Annotated in this window: 19 protein-coding genes; 11 read left to right on the top strand and 8 right to left on the bottom strand. The window is 39.7% G+C overall.

Annotated elements, in window-relative coordinates:
- Position 1 precedes the first annotated feature (1 nt).
- The gene (locus ACXACJ_RS21960) at positions 2-526 is read right to left on the bottom strand and encodes a C40 family peptidase (protein WP_475136586.1); all 525 of its coding nucleotides are present in this window, start codon (positions 524-526) and stop codon (positions 2-4) included.
- Positions 527-623: 97 nt separating this feature from the next.
- Between ACXACJ_RS21960 and ACXACJ_RS21955 the strand changes: the two genes are divergently transcribed.
- From ACXACJ_RS21955 to ACXACJ_RS21945, 3 genes are all read left to right on the top strand, one after another.
- A complete protein-coding gene (locus ACXACJ_RS21955) occupies positions 624-1,289 on the top strand; it encodes a CAP domain-containing protein (protein WP_475136585.1) in 666 nt (221 codons plus the stop codon).
- Positions 1,290-1,333: 44 nt separating this feature from the next.
- Positions 1,334-1,945, top strand: coding sequence for a hypothetical protein (locus ACXACJ_RS21950; RefSeq protein ID WP_475136584.1), 612 nt, complete (start codon positions 1,334-1,336; stop codon positions 1,943-1,945).
- A gap of 89 nt (positions 1,946-2,034) precedes the next feature.
- Positions 2,035-2,628, top strand: coding sequence for a hypothetical protein (locus tag ACXACJ_RS21945; protein WP_475136583.1), 594 nt, complete (start codon positions 2,035-2,037; stop codon positions 2,626-2,628).
- An 88-nt stretch (positions 2,629-2,716) separates the two neighbouring features.
- On the opposite strand, the gene ACXACJ_RS21940 is transcribed toward ACXACJ_RS21945, so the two are convergent.
- From ACXACJ_RS21940 to ACXACJ_RS21925, 4 genes are all read right to left on the bottom strand, one after another.
- Positions 2,717-3,223: an acyl-CoA thioesterase gene (locus tag ACXACJ_RS21940; RefSeq protein WP_475136582.1), complete on the bottom strand. Its 507-nt coding sequence runs from the start codon at positions 3,221-3,223 to the stop codon at positions 2,717-2,719.
- Between the two features lie 50 nt (positions 3,224-3,273).
- On the bottom strand, positions 3,274-3,825 hold the full coding sequence (locus ACXACJ_RS21935; RefSeq protein WP_475136581.1) for a TetR/AcrR family transcriptional regulator: 552 nt from the start codon (positions 3,823-3,825) through the stop codon (positions 3,274-3,276).
- A gap of 117 nt (positions 3,826-3,942) precedes the next feature.
- Positions 3,943-5,472: a P-loop NTPase family protein gene (locus ACXACJ_RS21930; protein ID WP_475136580.1), complete on the bottom strand. Its 1,530-nt coding sequence runs from the start codon at positions 5,470-5,472 to the stop codon at positions 3,943-3,945.
- 1 nt (position 5,473) lies between these two features.
- Positions 5,474-6,571, bottom strand: coding sequence for a vWA domain-containing protein (locus ACXACJ_RS21925; protein WP_475136579.1), 1,098 nt, complete (start codon positions 6,569-6,571; stop codon positions 5,474-5,476).
- 266 nt (positions 6,572-6,837) lie between these two features.
- On the opposite strand from ACXACJ_RS21925, the gene ACXACJ_RS21920 reads away from it, so the two are divergent.
- The 8 genes from ACXACJ_RS21920 to ACXACJ_RS21885 all read left to right on the top strand — a co-directional run bounded on the left by ACXACJ_RS21920 (position 6,838) and on the right by ACXACJ_RS21885 (position 15,167).
- A complete protein-coding gene (locus tag ACXACJ_RS21920; protein ID WP_475136578.1) occupies positions 6,838-7,416 on the top strand; it encodes an RNA polymerase sigma factor in 579 nt (192 codons plus the stop codon).
- Positions 7,406-8,158, top strand: a complete 753-nt coding sequence (locus ACXACJ_RS21915) for an energy transducer TonB (protein ID WP_475136577.1) — start codon at positions 7,406-7,408, stop codon at positions 8,156-8,158. The genes ACXACJ_RS21920 and ACXACJ_RS21915 overlap by 11 nt, the downstream gene beginning before the upstream one ends.
- Before the next feature lie 2 nt (positions 8,159-8,160).
- A complete protein-coding gene (locus ACXACJ_RS21910; protein ID WP_475136576.1) occupies positions 8,161-10,641 on the top strand; it encodes a T9SS type B sorting domain-containing protein in 2,481 nt (826 codons plus the stop codon).
- Complete coding sequence (locus ACXACJ_RS21905; protein ID WP_475136575.1) at positions 10,641-12,119, top strand: PorP/SprF family type IX secretion system membrane protein; 1,479 nt, start codon at positions 10,641-10,643, stop codon at positions 12,117-12,119. Before ACXACJ_RS21910 ends, ACXACJ_RS21905 begins: the two co-directional genes overlap by 1 nt.
- A 50-nt stretch (positions 12,120-12,169) precedes the next feature.
- Positions 12,170-13,063, top strand: coding sequence for a MerR family transcriptional regulator (locus tag ACXACJ_RS21900; RefSeq protein WP_475136574.1), 894 nt, complete (start codon positions 12,170-12,172; stop codon positions 13,061-13,063).
- 105 nt (positions 13,064-13,168) lie between these two features.
- Positions 13,169-13,585 (top strand): DUF1761 domain-containing protein, encoded by a 417-nt coding sequence (locus ACXACJ_RS21895; protein ID WP_475136573.1) that lies wholly within the window; start codon positions 13,169-13,171, stop codon positions 13,583-13,585.
- 181 nt (positions 13,586-13,766) lie between these two features.
- Positions 13,767-13,937 (top strand): hypothetical protein, encoded by a 171-nt coding sequence (locus ACXACJ_RS21890; protein ID WP_475136572.1) that lies wholly within the window; start codon positions 13,767-13,769, stop codon positions 13,935-13,937.
- A gap of 141 nt (positions 13,938-14,078) precedes the next feature.
- Positions 14,079-15,167, top strand: a complete 1,089-nt coding sequence (locus ACXACJ_RS21885) for a mechanosensitive ion channel family protein (protein ID WP_475136571.1) — start codon at positions 14,079-14,081, stop codon at positions 15,165-15,167.
- Here ACXACJ_RS21885 and ACXACJ_RS21880 read toward each other — a convergent pair.
- The 3 genes from ACXACJ_RS21880 to ACXACJ_RS21870 form a co-directional block, all read right to left on the bottom strand.
- Positions 15,139-15,939 (bottom strand): Rossmann-fold NAD(P)-binding domain-containing protein, encoded by an 801-nt coding sequence (locus ACXACJ_RS21880; RefSeq protein ID WP_475136570.1) that lies wholly within the window; start codon positions 15,937-15,939, stop codon positions 15,139-15,141. The genes ACXACJ_RS21885 and ACXACJ_RS21880 overlap by 29 nt on opposite strands.
- A 100-nt stretch (positions 15,940-16,039) precedes the next feature.
- Positions 16,040-17,959 (bottom strand): molecular chaperone DnaK, encoded by a 1,920-nt coding sequence (dnaK, locus tag ACXACJ_RS21875; RefSeq protein ID WP_475136569.1) that lies wholly within the window; start codon positions 17,957-17,959, stop codon positions 16,040-16,042.
- Between the two features lie 159 nt (positions 17,960-18,118).
- Positions 18,119-18,490: a hypothetical protein gene (locus ACXACJ_RS21870; protein ID WP_475136568.1), complete on the bottom strand. Its 372-nt coding sequence runs from the start codon at positions 18,488-18,490 to the stop codon at positions 18,119-18,121.
- Between the last annotated feature and the right edge of the window lie 268 nt (positions 18,491-18,758).

Here is an 18,758-nt window from a genome sequence, read left to right as displayed (position 1 = left end):
CTCAAAAAACTCTTCTGGCTCTTTTAAAACGCTGAATGTAATAAGGCGAAAATAAATTGCTCTCAGTAACTCCCAACGAAGTAGAAGCATGTATAAATCGAATTTCTGACTTGCCTCGAACGGCAGTAACAATTCCTGCATGCGTAATCTCATTCTTCCGTTTTCCGGTAGCAAAAAAGAGCATATCGCCTTCTTTTAAATCCTTCATTTTTACTTTCTGACCAATTTTAGCCTGATCTTTTGACATGCGTGGCAATTGAATTCCAACACTATAATAAGAATGATACAGAAGGGCAGAACAGTCCATTCCTACTCGTGTAGTGCCTCCATATTTATAAGGCGTTCCGATATACGATTTGGCCGTAGTAATGACCATATCCGCCTTTTTAACCCGAGCCTTATTACCTCCCGCACAACCCGAAAAAATGAAAATAAATGATAGAGAAAGTAAGAGAAAGTGAACAGTTTTAAATTGGCGCACAATAATTGGGTTAGGTTCAGGTAAATTTAATAGATTTCGATGCATTCGCTGGAGTAAACACAATCAATTTGGGTTTTCATTCCAAAAAAACAGAAAAACTCATAAACTACGAACTACCAACGTTGCGTTTCTAAGCACACATATGAAGAGTCACCTATTATTCACTTTTATCGGTTTTCTATGCTTTCCCATTTCGACCTACGGCCAGAAAAAATGGGATGATAAATACTATGAGAAACTGACTGATGACAATTTCAGAAAGTTCAAACTGTTCAAATCACCAATAGATTTGGACGACCCCGATTATAAAACGCTAGATGCAGCCATATTTTTTGTAACCAACGAAGCAAGAATAGAGAAGGGCCTAAAACCAACAAGTTACCATCCGAGCTTGGAAATTATGGCGTGGAATCATTCCATTGAAATGGGAAAGCGAGATTTCTTCGACCATTTCAATCCTAAACAAAAAGACAGAAATAAGCCTAATCAGCGTGCTGTTTTAGCCGGAATTTCTAATCCTTCAATTGCTGAAAACATATCAGCAGTGGGCGGCATAAAGTTCGGATCGTATTTAGAACTGGCCGATTATGTTGTAGATGGCTGGATTAAATCGCCTCCACATGCCAAAACGCTCTACAGCGAAAACGTTTTGCAGCTGGGTTGTGGCGCCTATTATTATAAAGGAAAATGGCAGGGGAATGACGACATTCACAACCAAGGAGATGGTTTTTGGATTTCAACCCAAAACTTTCAGTCCTTCTCACCCATTGTGAGCGAAAAACCCAAGGATAAAGGCCCAAAGCAATAATCTTTGATTTTTAAAGCATACTTTAGCCTACTAAACTGCCCATCATGACTAAGACCAGATTCACATTTTTAGCTTTTCTGCTATTCATTTCACTTTCCAGCTTTGCTCAATCGCTTTCTGAAAAAGATAAAAGCGAAATCAGGGAAAGACTCGACCAATATGTTACCAGCACCAAAGAGAAAAAGTACGTTTCGATGGTAGAAATGGTATACCCTAAGATTTTCAATTTTGCGAGTAAAGAACAAGTTACTCAAGTATTTACAGGCTTAGCCGCCCAAGGCATCGATATGAGCTTTAACGAAATGGAGGTAACTGACATTCTGCCTATTTACGATACCGAAACGGTTCAATATGCTTTGTGTCCATACAATATGGATTTGACAGTGACCCTGGCTTCTGAGCAATTGAAAACTCCTGAAACCTCTGAAGTTATTTTCAATTCCATAAAGCAAACCTACGCTTCGAGCGAAGTGAGTATTGACAAGGAAAAATTCAAAATGCAGATTAAAGGTGTTAAATACCTGATTGCGGTAAAAGATGATGCTTATGGCGATGAATGGTATTTTTCAGAATTTGATACAGGAAACCCAATGTTGTTGAAAATTTTGTTTCCTGAAGAGCTGATAACCAAGGCAGAAGCACTTACAAAAAAATAAGCCTGCAACATTCCGAGCTTAAAATCGATCTTTACAAAGCTGGCTTGAAAACAGGCCTGAAAATTGTAAAACCTAAGAAAACGATTAAAATGAGAAAATATATTTCAATACTAGTTTTGGCCATATCTTGCTTTGCGCTGAATGCTCAAACGCTTTCAAAAGCAGATGAAGGTGCCATTAATAAGCGATTTAAAGAGTTTCTAACTTATACTTCCCAGCAGAATTTCGAAAAGGTTCTCGGCTATCTTCATCCAAAACAGTTCGAAAACGGATCTTCAATCGGGCTAAAAGAGATGGCTCAGTTTTTACAATTGATGAAAATCAAGCTAGACATTAGCGAAGCCAAAATCGGAAATTTAGAAGGCTTGAGTGCTCAAAGTGGCAATCAATACGCTTTGGCAGATTATCTTCTAGACATGAAAATGATTCTGAATGAGCAAAACAAAGGCTTTGCTGATCAGATTGTAGGCGCTATGAAAGGCCAATTTGGAAGCAATAATGTTAGCTACGATGCTTCTACCTACACCATTAAGGCAAAGGGAACCAAGTACGTAATTTGGGTGAAAGAAAAATCACTAGGCAATGAATGGTATTTGGTGGATTTCGACCCAAAGAGCCCAATGACTTGGAAAAACATTGTTCCTGAAAAAGTAATTAACGAAGCCAGCTCAAAAATAAAATAGGCTTCTCATCAATATAGAGGTTGTTTCAAGCTCAGCAAACCCAATCCACTTGGTAAGTTTGAAGCTTGAAACAACCTCTCTTTCTTTATTAAAGTACCCTTTCGGCAGCCTGAAGTTTCAATTCACTTACCAAATGCCTTGCCCTCTCTTCTACTGAGTTATGTTCAATTTGCTCCAACAGGTTTTTAAACAAAACCATATGCTTTTCTGAATGAATGGCAGAACGTTGGCTTTTCACATCGAAGTGAAAGAACTTTGTCCACAATACAGCTTTAATCTGTTTTTTGTGTTTGTCGTACATCACCATTTCAGCCTGAACGTATTTTTCAGTATATGAAATTAGCCTGCTCTGCACTAGCACTTCTTCCATCACCATAACGGGTTTTAAGTAGGCCAGCTCATGGTGCCCAACCACCCAAGTCACACCAATTTCTTGCGCCATTCTAAACACATTGAAGTCATAATGTTGGATAAGATGATCTTCTCTGGCATTGAGCATGTAATCCAAGTATTTCGAATTGTTCAGATGCCCCAACGGGTCACAGTCTTGAAACCGAACTATGGCTCTACTCTCTGGATTTTTATTTAAAGTCATTGCTTTCAAATTTAAAATAGACCAGTCTGTCTATATCAGAATAAAATTTTTTAACTGTTGAGAATTATTGGAATGTAGGTCTTTTGTAGTTTCAAAAACTTGATGTCCTTATGAGCTTGGCTCAATACAAAAGCGCCTTCAAACATTGTATATAATTGCTGAGCCTTAACTTCCGCATTAGAAATATCTCTTCGCTGTAAATAGCCCGTTAGGTTATCTTGCCAACCTTTGAAAATACTTTCGCAGGCCTTTCGTATGGTTTCGTCCATGGAACACGCTACAGCAGCCACGGCAGTTATGGGGCAAGCATCCTTAAAATCAGAGTCTAACAAATCGTTGATCATAACATCTACCATCGCGTTTAAACCTTCTAAAGCGGACTTTCCTCTTAAGGCATTACCATATTTGATCATCTGATTTTCGCCTCCATACTGAATCGCCTGACGAATCAGCTCATCTTTCCCTTCAGGAAAGTGGTGGTATAAAGAGCCTTTCGGCACACCCACTTCTTTCAGAACTTCATTAATGCCAGTACCGAAATAGCCTTTTCTCCTAATGAGAACGGCAGCCGATTGAACCAATTTTTCGCGCGTGGATAGCATAATTCAAATAAAGCAAAAATAGACCGATTGGTCTACTGATTTTAATTTTCTTTTCAGAAAAAAAAGCTAACCCATTTCTGAATTAGCTTTTCATTAAATAGAAAATGTTCGCTGTTTCTATTCTAAATCTTCTTCATCAAAATCTTCAAGGTTATCGATGGAGAACATGCTGCTGAGTAAATCCTTGAATCGTGTTCCCGTATCAAGTGCAGATTTGCTAAGCTTACTATATTCCGCCAAGCCATGAAGCACAAACTCCATCAAGAATAGGTGTTCATATTTTGAAACTTTTGGGTGCTGCTTTTTCACTAAATCGGAAAGACCCGGAATAGAGTTAAGTGCATTCTCATAAGCCTCATTGGAAAGGTCGTTTAGCAAATCGATCGTATAACCTTCTCCAAACCAATTGATGATGGATTTGTAAGGATTCTCCGTTTTCTGGGTTTTGTCTTTCTTTTTATCGTCTGGCTTTGGAAAATAATCCGAGAACTGCGTGCGAATGGCTTTTCCAACCAAATTCTGGGCTACAATCCCTGGCCCTTCTTGCTCACCTTCATACACCAATTCTACTTTACCCGTAATGGCAGGTACCACACCAATAAAATCAGAAACACGGATGTAAGTCTGCTTTTCGCCATTCACTAAAGCCCTTCGTTCGGCAGCGCTCAGTAAATTTTCATAGGCAGAAATGGTTAAACGGGCCGAAACCCCACTTTTCTCATCTACATATTCGCTATGCCGGGCTTCAATAGCCACTTGTTCAATCAGGTCCTGCGCAATGGCATTCACCACAACTTTCTCCTTTTGAGCTTCTTTTATATTGGCCTCTTGAACCGTAATCTGCTTGCCAATTTCCAAGGTTTTTGGGTAATGCGTAATGATTTGGCTATCGATTCGGTCTTTCAAAGGCGTTACAATACTTCCACGATTGGTGTAATCTTCAGGATTAGCCGTGAACACAAATTGAATATCGAGCGGCAAACGCAATTTGAATCCACGGATTTGAATGTCTCCTTCTTGTAAAATATTGAAAAGCGCCACCTGAATTCTAGCTTGTAAATCGGGCAATTCATTGATTACGAACAAACTTCTGTGCGAACGTGGCACCAATCCATAATGAATCACGCGTTCATCGGAATAAGGCAGTTTTAAGGAAGCCGCCTTAATAGGATCCACATCACCAATCAAATCAGCAATGGAAACATCTGGCGTAGCAAGTTTTTCAGCATAACGATCGCTGCGGTGCAACCAGCCTATTGGAGTATCATCGCCCAATTCAGCTATTTTATCCACTCCATATTTTGTGATTGGCAACAAAGGATCATCGTTCAATTCCGAACCTTCAATTACAGGTACATATTCGTCTAGTAATTCGATCATTTGGCGAGCAATACGCGTTTTTGCCTGACCTCTAAGGCCAAGCAAGTTCATATTGTGTTTTGAGAGAATTGCTCTTTCAACATCGGGAATTACGGTGTCTTCATAACCCCAAATTCCTTCAAAAGTAGGCTCTTTGTTCACCAGCTTTTTGATCAGGTTTTCCCGAAGTTCATCTTTAACAGACTTGCTTTGGTAGCCTGCTTTTTTCAAAGCGCCAAGTGTATTTATTTTTAGTAATTGATCTGCTGTCAATTCGGAGTAGCTCATATTAAAATCGTTTTCTGCGATTACGTTTAAAGTCTTCAAAAATTAAATGCCCCAGCCCTTTCAAACTGCTGTAATAGGCATTGCCATTATTGGCGGTGGTAAATTCCTTCACGAATTCCTTTAGGTAAGGATCTGAAGCAATCATAAAAGTGGTAACGGGAATATCTAACCTGCGGCATTGGCTGGCCAGATTCAATGTTTTGTTCAAGATTTTCGGATCAAGACCAAAAGCATTTTTATAGTATTTAATGCCCACTTTCATGCACGTTGGTTTTCCATCAGTGATCATGAAAATCTGCTTGTTGGCATTTTTTCTTCTTCTGAGAATATCCATGGCCAACTCCAAACCTGCAATGGTATTGGTATGGTAGGGCCCAACTTGTAGGTAAGGAAGATCTTTGATTTCGATTTGCCAAGCATCGTTACCGAACACAATCACATCCAAAGTGTCTTTCGGATATTTAGTTTTGATGAGTTCGGCCAAAGCCATTGCCACTTTTTTGGCTGGCGTAATTCTATCTTCGCCATACAAAATCATGGAATGTGAAATATCGATCATCAGTACGGTAGAAGTCTGGGTTTTGTACTCAGTTTCTACAACTTCCAAATCGTTTTCGGTAAGCATAAAATCTCCGAAACCATGATTGATTTGGGCATTACGAATGGAATCCGTCATGGCTATTTGCTGAAGGGCATCGCCAAACTCAAAAGGTCTGCGGTCGGTTCCTGTCTCTTCTCCTTGGCCGGGAATATTTGTGGTATGCTGGCCTTTTCCAGACTTCTTCAGTTTGCCGAAAATTTCTTCTAAAGCTGATTTACGGATTTGCTGACCAGCTTTATCGGTTACTTCATACTTTCCCTCTTGGTTTTGTTCCGTGAGGTAACCTTTTTCTTTGAGTTCATCAATAAAATCGCCTATTCCGTAACTCCCATCGGTAATGTTGTACTGCCTGTCCAAGCTGGTAAGCCAGTTGAGTGCCTCGCCAACATCGCCCCCAGTAATACTCACCAATTGAAGAAAAACATTGAGTAGGTTATCAAAAGCGGTATCGCCTTGGGTTTTGGGCGGAATGTACTTTGAAAATCGGTAGCCTTTCATAAGTGCAAAGACAACGCAAGCCGTTGTAAATTGGTTTAATGAATTCCAGATTCTTTTTAAAGTGGGTAAATTGTGTGTTTTCCGAGGCGCAATTCAATATAGACATTCAAAGTGTATCTTTTTAATATGCCCGCGTTTCATATGCGAAGTTTACATACTTAAAGTAGTGTTTTTAAAGCCTTGAAAGAATTGTAATTGGGTTGCTGAAAATGCAGCCCTCTTACCAAGGCTATAAGGTCCAAAATTAACCGAGTAACGTAGCTCAAATGATAATTGAATCAAAAGTGGATCCTGAAGTAATCTCAGAAAATGAGTTGATCGAATGGTCGAAAAAGGACCCTCGGTACTTCGAGTCCATTTATGAAAAGTACTACGAACCCATTTTCAGGCTCATTATGTCGCGGGTTCAAGATGAAGTTGCCACCAGCGAAATCACTTCGAATGTGTTTTGCAAGGCATTGGTGAACCTTAACAAGTACAAATTTCATGGCCTTAGCTTTTCATCATGGCTTTATCGTTTGGCCCTAAACACCTGCTATGATTACTTCCGCGACCAAAAGAAAAAGCGGACGGTTGTTTTAGAAGACTTTATGACTCAAGGCTTAATCGAGGAAATGAACCTTGATGGCGACAAGCCAGAAAGAAGCTTTAAGCATGTATCGGAAGTTCTTGAACAACTCAAACCCGTTGATCTTGAACTGATTGAGCTGAGATTTTACGAATCGAAAAGCTTTAGAGAAATCGGGGAGATTTTGGGCATTACTGAAAACAATGCAAAAACCCGTTCGCAACGCATTATTCAAAGAATTAGAAAGAAATTAAAGCCGAGCAAATATGAAATATAGATATTTGAAAAAAGGCCAAAAGCTGAGTAGCAGCGATATTAAAGCTCACATGAATTTTGAGCAAGTGCTGCAAAATGCGTCAACAAGCATTGAACAACCGCTTTCTGAAACGCTCACACATAAAAGTGCTTCCAAAAGCTGGCTGCTTTTATTGCTTCTACTTCCTATCGCAGTTGGCGCATATTTCACTTTGAATACAGCGGGTAATAATGATTACCCAAACAGCATTCAGCCTAAAGAAACACAAGCGGAAGCAGAGCCTTCTCCTGCAAAGCCAGCCTTAGCGGATAGCATTCAGCCTGAGCAAGAAATTGAAGCCAAGACAGATTCAGCAAAAGAAAAAACAGCAATTAAAGAAGAAAAACCTCAAGCAGAAGAGACACCAAGGCCCATCAAAAAAACTGAAAGTTTTGACAAAGAAGTGGTCAAAGAAGATGTATTCATAAAGGCATCGCCCAAAATGGGTTTTGAGAAATTCTATGAGTTTATAGACCAAGAATTACAATACCCTGAAAATGCTAACTCCAATATTTTTGAAGGCTATGTGAAAGTGCTTTTCGCGATTAATCCTGACGGAACGATTTCAGATTTTCAAATTCAGGAAAGTCTAGGAGAAGCATTTGACAACGAAGCTCTTCGTGTATTAAAACTGGTAAAAGATTGGGAACCTGCCACTTTCAATAGCGAAGCCGTGAGAAGCCAACTTAGTATAAAACTCAAATTCGATCTTGAAGATCATTAACTATGAAAGGCTTAAAAATACTGTTGTCTCTTTTATTGCTGTTCATTTTTAAATTGACAACTGCTCAAACCTTTGAGAAAATTGATTCTTTAAAGCTTCCTAAGCTCACTAATCCGAACATGGTTTGGGCTGGTTTCAATTCCAATAGATTATATGATTTGCTGATTTACGGTTCAAATCCAGTCTCAGATTCTACAGAGCTCTATTTATTGCAAAATCAAGGAGAATCTCAATTTGAGGTTCATAAGATCCAGACCTTCGACCTTCAAATTCATGCAATCCAAATCATGGACATGAATTCAGATGGAGAAGTTGACATCGTTTTTTCTGGAATAAAGTCTGGTCAGGATACGCTTCTTTCTTTCCTTGAAAATAAGGGAAACTCTCAGTTTGAATTGGCCAATACTCCGCTCGATTCCATATTAACCGAAAAGTTTGTGCTCAGGGATTTTAATCAAGACATACGTCCTGAACTTTTATATATCGATCAACAGGATTCACTAATCTATTTAGAAGGCACGGAATCGGGCTGGGAACTTCCGCTAAACGAGTTCAAAAAAACCAAAGCAAACAACTTTCAGGAATTGGACTTAGATAACGATGGATTTCGGGATATTTTGGTTTCTTCTCCCAACCCAACAGAAAAGCAGACACTTCACTTCCAAAATTCACAAGCCAATTCTTGGGACGTTTGGCAAAACTCTTGGCCTTTAGATAGCCTCACTATTGACAATGTTTTTACTTATGGTCGATTTGTTGGTGCCAAAAGTCCAGATCTGTTTTTCACAGGGACCTCTACAACTCAGCAAACCCATAATATTTTGACCTTATCAAAAGCTGACACCACTATAATAGCTTCCATTTTACCCGAACTAGAAGTTTTGGATGCGCTAATAGCCGATTTCAACTCTGATGGAACCACTGATTTATGGCTTTACGGCCGAAATGATCAAAATGAGTTGGCAAGCTACTTTTTAAACAGCGTGGGGCTTGCTGAATCTGATACAATTAAATATGAAATGGACGAGCCTGCATTAACAAGATTTGCGGATTTTTCTCTTGACGGAAACCTTGATTTTGCACAGCTTATTTCTTCCACAGACTCTTTAAATATTATTCTATATAAAAATGAAGTTGAACCTATAAATGCAGGACCAACGGGCCTTCATTCAAATGCTGTGCAAACTGGCGAAGGAGAGGCTTATCTTGTTTGGCGAGGCGGTATCGATTCACTTACGAAAAGTCACCTTCTTTCTTTCGATGTTGTAATTACCAAGGATGACACGGTTGCCCTAAATGATGGCAATGTAAACATAAATGTCCCCAACCCCCGTACGCCAAATCACGGTAATCAATTGTACGCTCATCATACCACTTTCAAGAAGTTAGACCCAGGTAACTACTTCCGTTTTGTAAGCAGTGCGGACAATGCCTTTAATTATTTCTGTTCTGGCAAAAGCGGAACTGGCATACTTAATCGTTTCGCCATTTGCGAAGTAGAAAACTTAGAGGTTTCGAATATAGAAGCCTGTAGAGGGAGTACCATCAATTTAGGTTCACCAGATATTCTTCGCAATTGGGTTTCTACAACCCGAGGTTCTCTTGGGCAAATGAAGGTCTTAGCAATTGAAGTCAAGAATGACGAAACCATTTATGGTTCTGTGGTAGAATATGAAAATTGCAGCGCCAAACAATTCACCTATCATATTGAAGCTTATGATTCTGAAATCCCTGAAGTAAACCTAGCACCCTATACATTGGTATGCCCTGGGGATGAAGTAAGTTTTTCCGCTTCACCAGAATGGCAAAATATCAGCTGGGGGTCCGATATTCACAGCGAAATTGGCGATTCTCCAAGTGTGAGTTTTTTTCCAACAGAAAGCCAAACCATCACCTTCAAAGGTGAAAATATTGATGGATGCACTTTTGTGTTCCAAGGCTATGTAGAGGTTGAAGATTTTAATCCTTCAGTGCAAAACTCGGTATTGAATATTAATGTTGGAGAAAGCATTGAACTTAAAGCTGAAGGAGGCGCTACTTATGAATGGTCTCCTTCCTCTGACCTTAGTAACCCAAACATTGCGAATCCAACAGCAAATCCCCGAACTGACATAACTTATTTGGTCACCATAACCAGTGAAAACGGCTGTTCTGAATCATTTGAAGTTCAGGTAAACGTAGCCCAAACTGGTGGAATTGCTAACCTCTTCACCCCTAATGGAGATGGAAAAAATGACAATATTGTAGTTTTCTTGAGCCAAATGCCCAACGAATTCGAGTTCAATATTTATAACCGCTCGGGCAATCTTTTATACCATACCAAAGACCCCAAAGAAGCTACTCAACAAGGGTGGAATGGCAGCGTGAATGGGTCGCTTGTTTCCAACGGAGTCTATTTTTGGAGCGTAAGCGGCAAGTTTGCCAATGGCCAACCCGTAAAACTTAACAATGAAACCAATGGTAAAATCAGCTTGGTGAGATAATGAGAATCAACGTAAGAGCCCTAATCATTTTTTCTCTGTTGATTGCACTTTCTCACAAAAGAGCCTTATCGCAGCAGTTCAATTTTTCATTACTCTCTTATGCTGAACAAAGGTTAAACCCAGCCTATGCAGCACAAGACCATCATTGGTCAGCCGATATTTTACACAGAAGCCAGCAAACCGCTCCCGACTTCAACATAAATAGCTCTTCATTTTCCTTTCGATATCCACATTTGATTCGCAATAGAGAAAACGTTGAAGGTGGTTTTGGTTTGAACGTATTGAATGATCAGTCTGGCTCAACCAATACTTTCGAAGTTCAAGAAGTTGGACTTTCGTATGCGCTCCAATTCACATCAAATGATGGTCAAACACTTTCATTCGGCATAAGTGGATTTTATCACAAACAAGGCTTTAACTTTTCTAACTTCTTAACCAACGCCCAGTATATTCCTGATAGAGGTTTCGATTCATCGCTCAGCAACGGAGAAAACCTTCAAGAACTATCAACCAATTATTATCGAATCAACGGAGGTATTCTGTATCGTTATGAAAATGCGAATGGCCAAACTTTGTCGCGTTTAGGCTTTTCCATTTTTGACATTAACCATCCGGAAGGTTCATTCTTCGATACTCAATCGAAAGTTCCGCCAACTTATATGACTGAACTTGCGGTATCTATTTACCAAACACCCAAACTGAATCTACTACCTACTTTTCTTAGGGTTCATCACAATAAGAGAAACCGTTTGAACATCGGCTTGGCCAGTGAATATCGATTGGCAAACCAATCTTCCCTAGATTTTGGCATTCGCTATTTGGTAGGTAGGGATTTGATCAGCACACTGGAATTGAATAAGGGAAATTTTTCTGTGGGAATGGCCTATGATTTATCGGTGAGTGCTAAAAATTCAGCCAACACAGGCGCTTTCGAGTTCGGTTTAAAGTTCAAAGGTTTGGTAAAAGAAAAGGAAAGGAAGAAAAAATCAAAGCGAAAACGCCCTAGTAAAAAGCGTCCTTTTGCTGAAAGAAGATACAACTTATGGCCCATAGGTTTGCCTCCATACCAGCCCTTAGCCCAACCTCCTTATGGTAAGGTATTTCCGAAAACTGCGAACCCAGTTAAATCAGGAAGAGTTAGCGTAGAAGAAACTTACACATTCAATTATAGTTTCAACAGTCACAATTTGAACGCTTCAGCCGAAGAAGAATTGAACCAAATTTTAAAGAATCTGCAGCAAGATTCTACAACGCATATTCTGATTACGGGCCACACGGATAGCGTAGGAAGTTACACCGTCAACAAGAGGCTTTCGCGAAGTAGGGCACAAACCTTAGCCGATTTCTTGATAAAGAATGGAATTCAGGCAAACAGAATTCAAGTAAAGGGTGTGGCCGATACTCTGCCTATTTCAGATAATGCATCTGCCTTAGGCAGAGCGATGAACCGAAGGGTTGAAATTAGTATTTACCGCTAAGGCTTTCTTCGCCTTAAAATTATTAGCTTCACAATTATTATTGTGTGCATATGATAAGGTATTCCATTAAGGACCTTGAAAAGTATTCTGGCATTAAGGCTCATACCATCCGTATTTGGGAACAACGTTATCAATTGTTGACCCCTAAGCGCACAGAAACGAATATCCGCTATTACAACGAAGAACAGCTGAAGTATCTGTTGAACGTTTCGCTGTTGATAGACAACGGCTACCGCATTAGCCAAATCTGTACTTTTTCAGAAGACGAACTTGCCGAGAAAATTCGGCTTGTAATGGATGCTCAGCCCAAGCCTGAAGAAGATCATTCCACCACTTCCATGATCAATGGCTTAATGCTAGCCATGTTGGAAATTGATGAAGGCCTTTTTGAAAAAATCATCTCTTCTGGTTTGCTCAAAATGAATTTTGAAGGCATCATCATTAAAGTGATCTATCCATTTTTACAGCGAATCGGGGTGATGTGGCGTACCGGAGAAGTTTCAACAGCTCAAGAAAGTTTTATGTACCAACTGATTCGGCAAAAGGTTATTGTGGGGATTGATGGCTTGGAATTCCCTCCACCCAATGCCGAAAAGTACATGCTTTTTTTGCCAAAATCGGAGTTTAACGACCTGCTCATTCTGCTTTTCACATACGTACTAAAATTTAGAGGAAGACAGTGCATTTACTTGGGGGCCGATATTCCATTTCAGGATTTATTGAAAGTAGCCGAAATTTCTAAACCGGACACACTCCTCACTTTTGTTAAGGCTCCTGTATCCAAAATTGATACTCAAGCCTATATCTATAAGCTCTCCGAGACTTTTCCTGACAAGCACATCCTGATTACCGGCAACCCATATTTTATGGAAGAGTTGGAGTACCCTGAAGATGTTTTATTGATTCCTTCGATAAACGAACTCATACAAATGCTTGAGGACTAACCAGTTTCTCCTTCTTTTTACTTATATTTTGTTAAGCCTCGAAATGTGAAAGCTCCAAAAGTGTGGCTCTCGAGGTCAATCTTCAACATTAACAAAACAAGTACTATGGATTTATCTAACATCAACTGGCTGGCTGTAGTAATTTCTGCTGTAGCCTTCTTTCTTTTGGGTTCGGTTTGGTACGGACCTCTTTTCGGAAAAGCTTGGCAAAAGGGCGTTGGCCTGAGTGACGAAGAAATTAAAAAGGCCAATATGGCCAAACTCTTTGGTTCGGCATTTATAATGGCATTCATTGTATCTTTTGGTATGGCCATGTTCTTTTATGGTTTTGGTCCAAACCCAGAAATGAACGCAGGTATGGGAGCAAGCATGGCGGCTATGACGGGCATTTTCTTCATTTTACCTTCTACAGCCATGAATTATCTTTTCGCCAGAAAATCCACAACACTCATTCTTATCAACTCCTTTTACCACATTGTAGCCTATACTATTGTGGGTGTAATTTTAGGAGCCTGGCAATAACAAACGTTTGCGGAAAGCGCAGGAGCAAACCCATCTTATCAAATTGAACTTCAATTCTTTAGGGGTAAGATGGTTTTTTTATTATAAGACAATATTTTTTTAAAAATTTTCAGAATATCGGAAACCCTAAGGGAACTTTGTCACGTTTTTACGTCTTATAAAAAAGTCTCAAAAACCAGTAATGAAAACGAAAAATCATCAGTCTCTGTCGCCTGACAGATACAAGAGAGGCTGGCAGATTGCTCAAGCCGAATTTGAAGTGTTAGATCAAATGAATAATCAACTCAAAACAATTAGGGCAATTCATAGGCTTAAGCGTGGCGAGCTCTTTTTAGATGAAATGGAAGGCTAAACAAACGTTTCCGTCCTTTTAACTAAAATCCTCTAACAGAATACGCCATTGGCAGTTTTATAAATTAAGGCAACCGATTTACTTCTGGTCAAAGTAAATAATCCAAGGTTGGCTTTTCAGGATTTCAATCCAAAACTGCTTATGCTCGACTCCGTTCTAAAAAACGATAATGTTCTATTCTACATCATTGTTGGGGCAACTCTTCTATTAGGCGTTGCCCTGAATGTTCTTTTTGCGCGAATGATCAAAAGGCTTTTTAAGAAAGCTCACATTGGGCACGAAGAAGTCAAATTGATCATTAGAAAAATAAAGTGGCCAGTTATCTGTTCAGTGCTGAGTTTAGCAGCCATGGTTGCCTTAAGCAGTTACCAAGGCTCTTTCCCTTATCGATACGCTTTCTCAAAGCTTTTCAGCATATCGCTGATTTTAGGCTTGGCATGGGCACTTATCAATTCTGTGGTTGTGCTCAAAGCCATCATGCTTTCCAAATATGATTTGAAAGCCAAAGACAATCTTGGTGCTCGAAAAATCTTCACCCAATACGACATTCTCGAAAGAATTGTCATTGCCATAATTGTTATTGTTTCAATTTCCGTGGCGCTTATGAGCTTCGAATCTATTCGTGAAATCGGAGTGAGTTTATTTGCATCGGCTGGTGTAATCGGTATTATCATCGGTTTGGCCGCTCAAAAACTAATTGGTGTTTTTCTGGCGGGAATTCAGTTGGCAATTACCCAACCTATTCGTATTGATGATGTTGTGATTGTGGAAGGCGAATGGGGTTGGATAGAAGATATCAACCTGACTTTTGTAGTCATAAAAATATGGGACAAACGCAGACTGGTTGTTCCTACTACCTATTTTATTGAAAAACCCTTCCAGAATTGGACACGCGTTTCTGCCGACATTCTAGGAACCGTTTTCATTTATACCGATTACACATTTCCGGTAGAAGCCCTTCGAAAAGAACTCACCAGACTTTTAAACGAAACGGAGCTTTGGGATGGTGAAACCAATGTTTTACAGGTAACAGATGCGACTTCTAAAACAATGGAATTAAGAGTTTTGGTGAGTGCGTCTGATTCACCTACTGCTTGGGATTTACGTGTATGGCTTCGCGAAAGATTGATAACCTACATTCAGGAAAACCATCCTGATTGCCTACCAAGAACACGTGTTTCTTTGAATGGCGACAAGGAAATTAAAACTCCAGAGGATTTGGGTGAGTAAACTCGTAACGGATTGATTCAAGCCTTTCTCCACTTACTATTTTAGAAGAAACTTTATGCGGAGCTTGCCAAACGGGGTTTTCAAATCCATACTTTTTTGCCATGGCTTCATGTACCTCTTGTCGTGTTGGGTGGTTTGGGCAGACTAAATTTAGCGTTTCGTAGGCAAATTTTGAAGTAAGCAATTGCTGATGAATGATTCGAATTACATCATCGCGATGGATATAATTTACCGGGGTTTCTGATCCTGTCGTAGGTTTACCCGCAAACCATTTTCCTGGGATTCGACCTTCTCCCATTAGTCCAGCACAACGCAAAACCAAAAGCTCACTCTCAATTTGCCTTATTTGCTTTTCTCCCTGAACCACTGCTTTGCTAGAACCTTTTTCAAAGTCAAATGGCATTTCTTCGCTTACCAACTCTTCCGAATTCGGGTAATATGAGGTAGAACTTACAAAAATCACCCTCGGCACATTGTGCTGTTGGATCAGGTATTTCAAATATTTGATTTGCTCTTCATAATGAGCAGGTGTATTGGTTTTTCTTCCAGGAGGAATATTAATGATAAGGCAATCTGTTTGAAAAAGAGGATTGAATTTTTCGCCAATTGGCATAGGGTCGAATTTGAGCAAATAAGGTTCAATTCCATTCTCTTTTAAAGTGCTCAATTTTTCGCGAGAAGTTGTACTTCCTGCTACATGGAAACCCTCAGCCACCAATGTTTTGGCCAATGGCAAACCTAACCAACCACAACCGACTATACTTACTTTCATTTTAAATCCATTTTGAAAAGCCCTCAATTGAGCACAAAAATAAAAAGCCATTCGTCAGCTGACGAATGGCTTTCAATCTATATTATTTCGAGCAGAAGGATTATTTAACTTCTTCGTACTCTACATCAGATACATCTCCAGAACCACTTCCTGAATCTGAAGCGCCTCCAGCGTTCGCATCAGGGCCAGGCTGGGCTCCGGCAGCATCGCCTTGGCTAGCAGCATACATTTCCTGAGCAGCACCTTCCCATGCTTTGTTCAAAGCTTCCATAGCACTTTCAATAGCGGCTAAATCTTGGCTTCCATGAGCAGTTTTCAAGTTAGCTAAAGCTTCTTCAATTGGCTTTTTATTGCTTTCAGAAAGCTTATCGCCATAATCTTTCAATTGCTTTTCAGTTTGGAAGATTAAAAAGTCAGCTCCGTTCAACTTCTCAACTTTCTCTTTTTCTTGCTTATCTGATTCAGCATTAGCTTGAGCTTCTTGCTTCATTTTCTCGATTTCTTCATCTGTTAAACCAGAAGAAGCCTCGATTCTAATTTTCTGCTCTTTACCAGTTCCTTTGTCTTTCGCAGAAACATTCATAATACCGTTGGCATCAATATCGAAAGTTACTTCGATTTGAGGCACACCTCTTGGGGCTGGTGGAATGTCGCTCAAGTGGAAACGACCGATAGTTCTGTTATCCTTAGCCATTGGGCGCTCACCTTGCAATACGTGAATTTCTACAGAAGGCTGATTATCGGCAGCCGTTGAGAAAACCTCTGATTTCTTAGAAGGAATCGTAGTGTTTGACTCAATCAACTTGGTGAATACACCACCCATGGTTTCGATACCCAATGAAAGTGGAGTAACATCAAGAAGCAATACATCCTTCACTTCACCTGTTAATACACCTCCTTGAATAGCAGCTCCGATAGCCACAACCTCATCTGGGTTTACACCTTTAGAAGGTTTCTTTCCAAAGAATTTTTCTACTTCTTCCTGAATTTTAGGAATTCTTGTAGAACCACCTACCAAGATTACTTCGTCAATTTCTGAAGTGCTGTAACCAGCGTCAGAAAGAGCTTTTTTCACTGGCTCCATTGATCTTTGAACCAAGTTATCGGCTAAAGATTCGAATTTAGCTCTTGACAAGCTTCTTACTAAGTGCTTAGGCACACCATCCACTGGCATGATATAAGGCAAGTTGATTTCAGTAGAAGTTGAAGAAGACAATTCGATTTTAGCCTTCTCAGCAGCCTCCTTCAATCTTTGAAGTGCCATTGGATCTTTTCTCAAGTCCAATCCTTCATCTTGCATAAATTCTTCAGCCAACCAATCAATGATTACTTGGTCAAAGTCATCACCACCTAAGTGAACGTCACCGTTGGTAGACTTCACTTCGAAAACGCCATCGCCCAATTCAAGGATTGAGATATCGAAAGTACCTCCACCTAAATCGTAAACTGCGATTTTCTGATCTTTATCTTTTTTATCAAGTCCGTAAGCCAAAGCAGCAGCAGTCGGCTCGTTGATAATTCTCTTAACTTCTAAACCAGCAATCTGACCAGCTTCTTTAGTAGCCTGACGCTCGGCATCGTTGAAGTATGCAGGCACTGTAACTACAGCTTCTGTAACTTCAGTTCCCAAGTAATCTTCAGCAGTAGACTTCATTTTTTGAAGAATCATAGCCGAAAGTTCTTGAGGAGTATACATTCTATCACCGATTTTAACTCTTACGGTGTCGTTGTTTCCTTTTTCTACTTCGTAGGAAATACCTCTCAACTCTTCAGACACATTGCTGAATTTTTTACCCATGAATCTCTTCACAGAGCTGATTGTATTTTTTGGGTTGGTGATGGCCTGACGCTTAGCAGGATCTCCAACCTTTCTTTCTCCATTGCCATTATCTAAGAAGGCGACAATAGATGGAGTAGTTCTTCTACCTTCGCTGTTAGGGATTACTACAGGCTCATTACCTTCCATTACGGCAACGCAAGAGTTAGTAGTTCCTAAATCAATTCCGATAATTTTTCCCATGATTTATTAATAGTTTCTTTTTGATCTTAGAATTCGGTCTGCTAATTATCAATGGTTGTGCCAAAGGGTTTTGCCTGACATTTGGTGACAGTTTGGCAGAAGAAGGCATAAAAAAAGTCTAGCCAACTGACTAGACTTACATTTAGGCTTATTTAAGGTTTATCTCTTTACGTTTTCGAGGGTGAAGGTGAACTTCAAAGGTTTGGCGTCAGGGCCATTTCCTCCGCCTGTCATAACAATATCGGCTGAGATAATTCCTTCTAAGGATATTTCTGTAGTAATGCTCTCAACAATGGCCATATCTAAAACTTGGCCTTCAGTAACTCCAAATGCAGCCCCAATAAAAATATTATTAGAGAGTTGGAACACGGCTCTCTCTTCTGGGACAACATTTGCTTTCGATGCACAAAGTTTCCCATCTCGATTGAGCAAAGCTGAGATCGCCCCATTCAATTGTTCGTTATAAATTTCTAACTGATTAATATTAGAAGCATAGCCTTTATACTTTATAACATCACCGGAATTTGACATAACAATTTCAAAAGCCTAACCTAGATTACAAGAAATAGGAGGAGTGAAGTTTCCGTGACTGTCCATAGACGACACTGAAAAGCCGTTAGAAAAAGTAACGGCCATGTTCTGAGGCTAGATCTTATCTCTTGATCCTTTGATTTAATCTTAGTTATCCCTTATTCAGAAAAGCCAGAGCTACTAGATGCCGACATTTAATCAACCAACAAACTATCAAGACATTAAAGCTTATATTTGATTGAGAACTCAAACTTTGTGCAACCCTATG

Source organism: Roseivirga sp. AWQ4_251 (assembly GCF_056158225.1).
Note: the sequence above shows the minus strand (reverse complement) of the source record. Positions and strands in the feature narration are given on the sequence as shown.

Bases quoted from the DNA above. Each gene is read 5' to 3' on its own strand.
- ACXACJ_RS21910 (WP_475136576.1), top strand. From the start codon at position 8,161: ATGAAAGGCTTAAAAATACTGTTGTCTCTTTTATTGCTGTTCATTTTT.
- ACXACJ_RS21870 (WP_475136568.1), bottom strand. From the start codon at position 18,490: ATGTCAAATTCCGGTGATGTTATAAAGTATAAAGGCTATGCTTCTAAT.
- ACXACJ_RS21955 (WP_475136585.1), top strand. From the start codon at position 624: ATGAAGAGTCACCTATTATTCACTTTTATCGGTTTTCTATGCTTTCCC.
- ACXACJ_RS21890 (WP_475136572.1), top strand. From the start codon at position 13,767: ATGAAAACGAAAAATCATCAGTCTCTGTCGCCTGACAGATACAAGAGA.
- ACXACJ_RS21960 (WP_475136586.1), bottom strand. From the start codon at position 526: ATGCATCGAAATCTATTAAATTTACCTGAACCTAACCCAATTATTGTG.
- ACXACJ_RS21950 (WP_475136584.1), top strand. From the start codon at position 1,334: ATGACTAAGACCAGATTCACATTTTTAGCTTTTCTGCTATTCATTTCA.
- ACXACJ_RS21945 (WP_475136583.1), top strand. From the start codon at position 2,035: ATGAGAAAATATATTTCAATACTAGTTTTGGCCATATCTTGCTTTGCG.
- ACXACJ_RS21915 (WP_475136577.1), top strand. From the start codon at position 7,406: ATGAAATATAGATATTTGAAAAAAGGCCAAAAGCTGAGTAGCAGCGAT.
- ACXACJ_RS21930 (WP_475136580.1), bottom strand. From the start codon at position 5,472: ATGAGCTACTCCGAATTGACAGCAGATCAATTACTAAAAATAAATACA.
- ACXACJ_RS21935 (WP_475136581.1), bottom strand. From the start codon at position 3,825: ATGCTATCCACGCGCGAAAAATTGGTTCAATCGGCTGCCGTTCTCATT.
- ACXACJ_RS21885 (WP_475136571.1), top strand. From the start codon at position 14,079: ATGCTCGACTCCGTTCTAAAAAACGATAATGTTCTATTCTACATCATT.
- ACXACJ_RS21940 (WP_475136582.1), bottom strand. From the start codon at position 3,223: ATGACTTTAAATAAAAATCCAGAGAGTAGAGCCATAGTTCGGTTTCAA.
- ACXACJ_RS21880 (WP_475136570.1), bottom strand. From the start codon at position 15,939: ATGAAAGTAAGTATAGTCGGTTGTGGTTGGTTAGGTTTGCCATTGGCC.
- dnaK (WP_475136569.1), bottom strand. From the start codon at position 17,959: ATGGGAAAAATTATCGGAATTGATTTAGGAACTACTAACTCTTGCGTT.
- ACXACJ_RS21905 (WP_475136575.1), top strand. From the start codon at position 10,641: ATGAGAATCAACGTAAGAGCCCTAATCATTTTTTCTCTGTTGATTGCA.
- ACXACJ_RS21895 (WP_475136573.1), top strand. From the start codon at position 13,169: ATGGATTTATCTAACATCAACTGGCTGGCTGTAGTAATTTCTGCTGTA.
- ACXACJ_RS21925 (WP_475136579.1), bottom strand. From the start codon at position 6,571: ATGAAAGGCTACCGATTTTCAAAGTACATTCCGCCCAAAACCCAAGGC.
- ACXACJ_RS21920 (WP_475136578.1), top strand. From the start codon at position 6,838: ATGATAATTGAATCAAAAGTGGATCCTGAAGTAATCTCAGAAAATGAG.
- ACXACJ_RS21900 (WP_475136574.1), top strand. From the start codon at position 12,170: ATGATAAGGTATTCCATTAAGGACCTTGAAAAGTATTCTGGCATTAAG.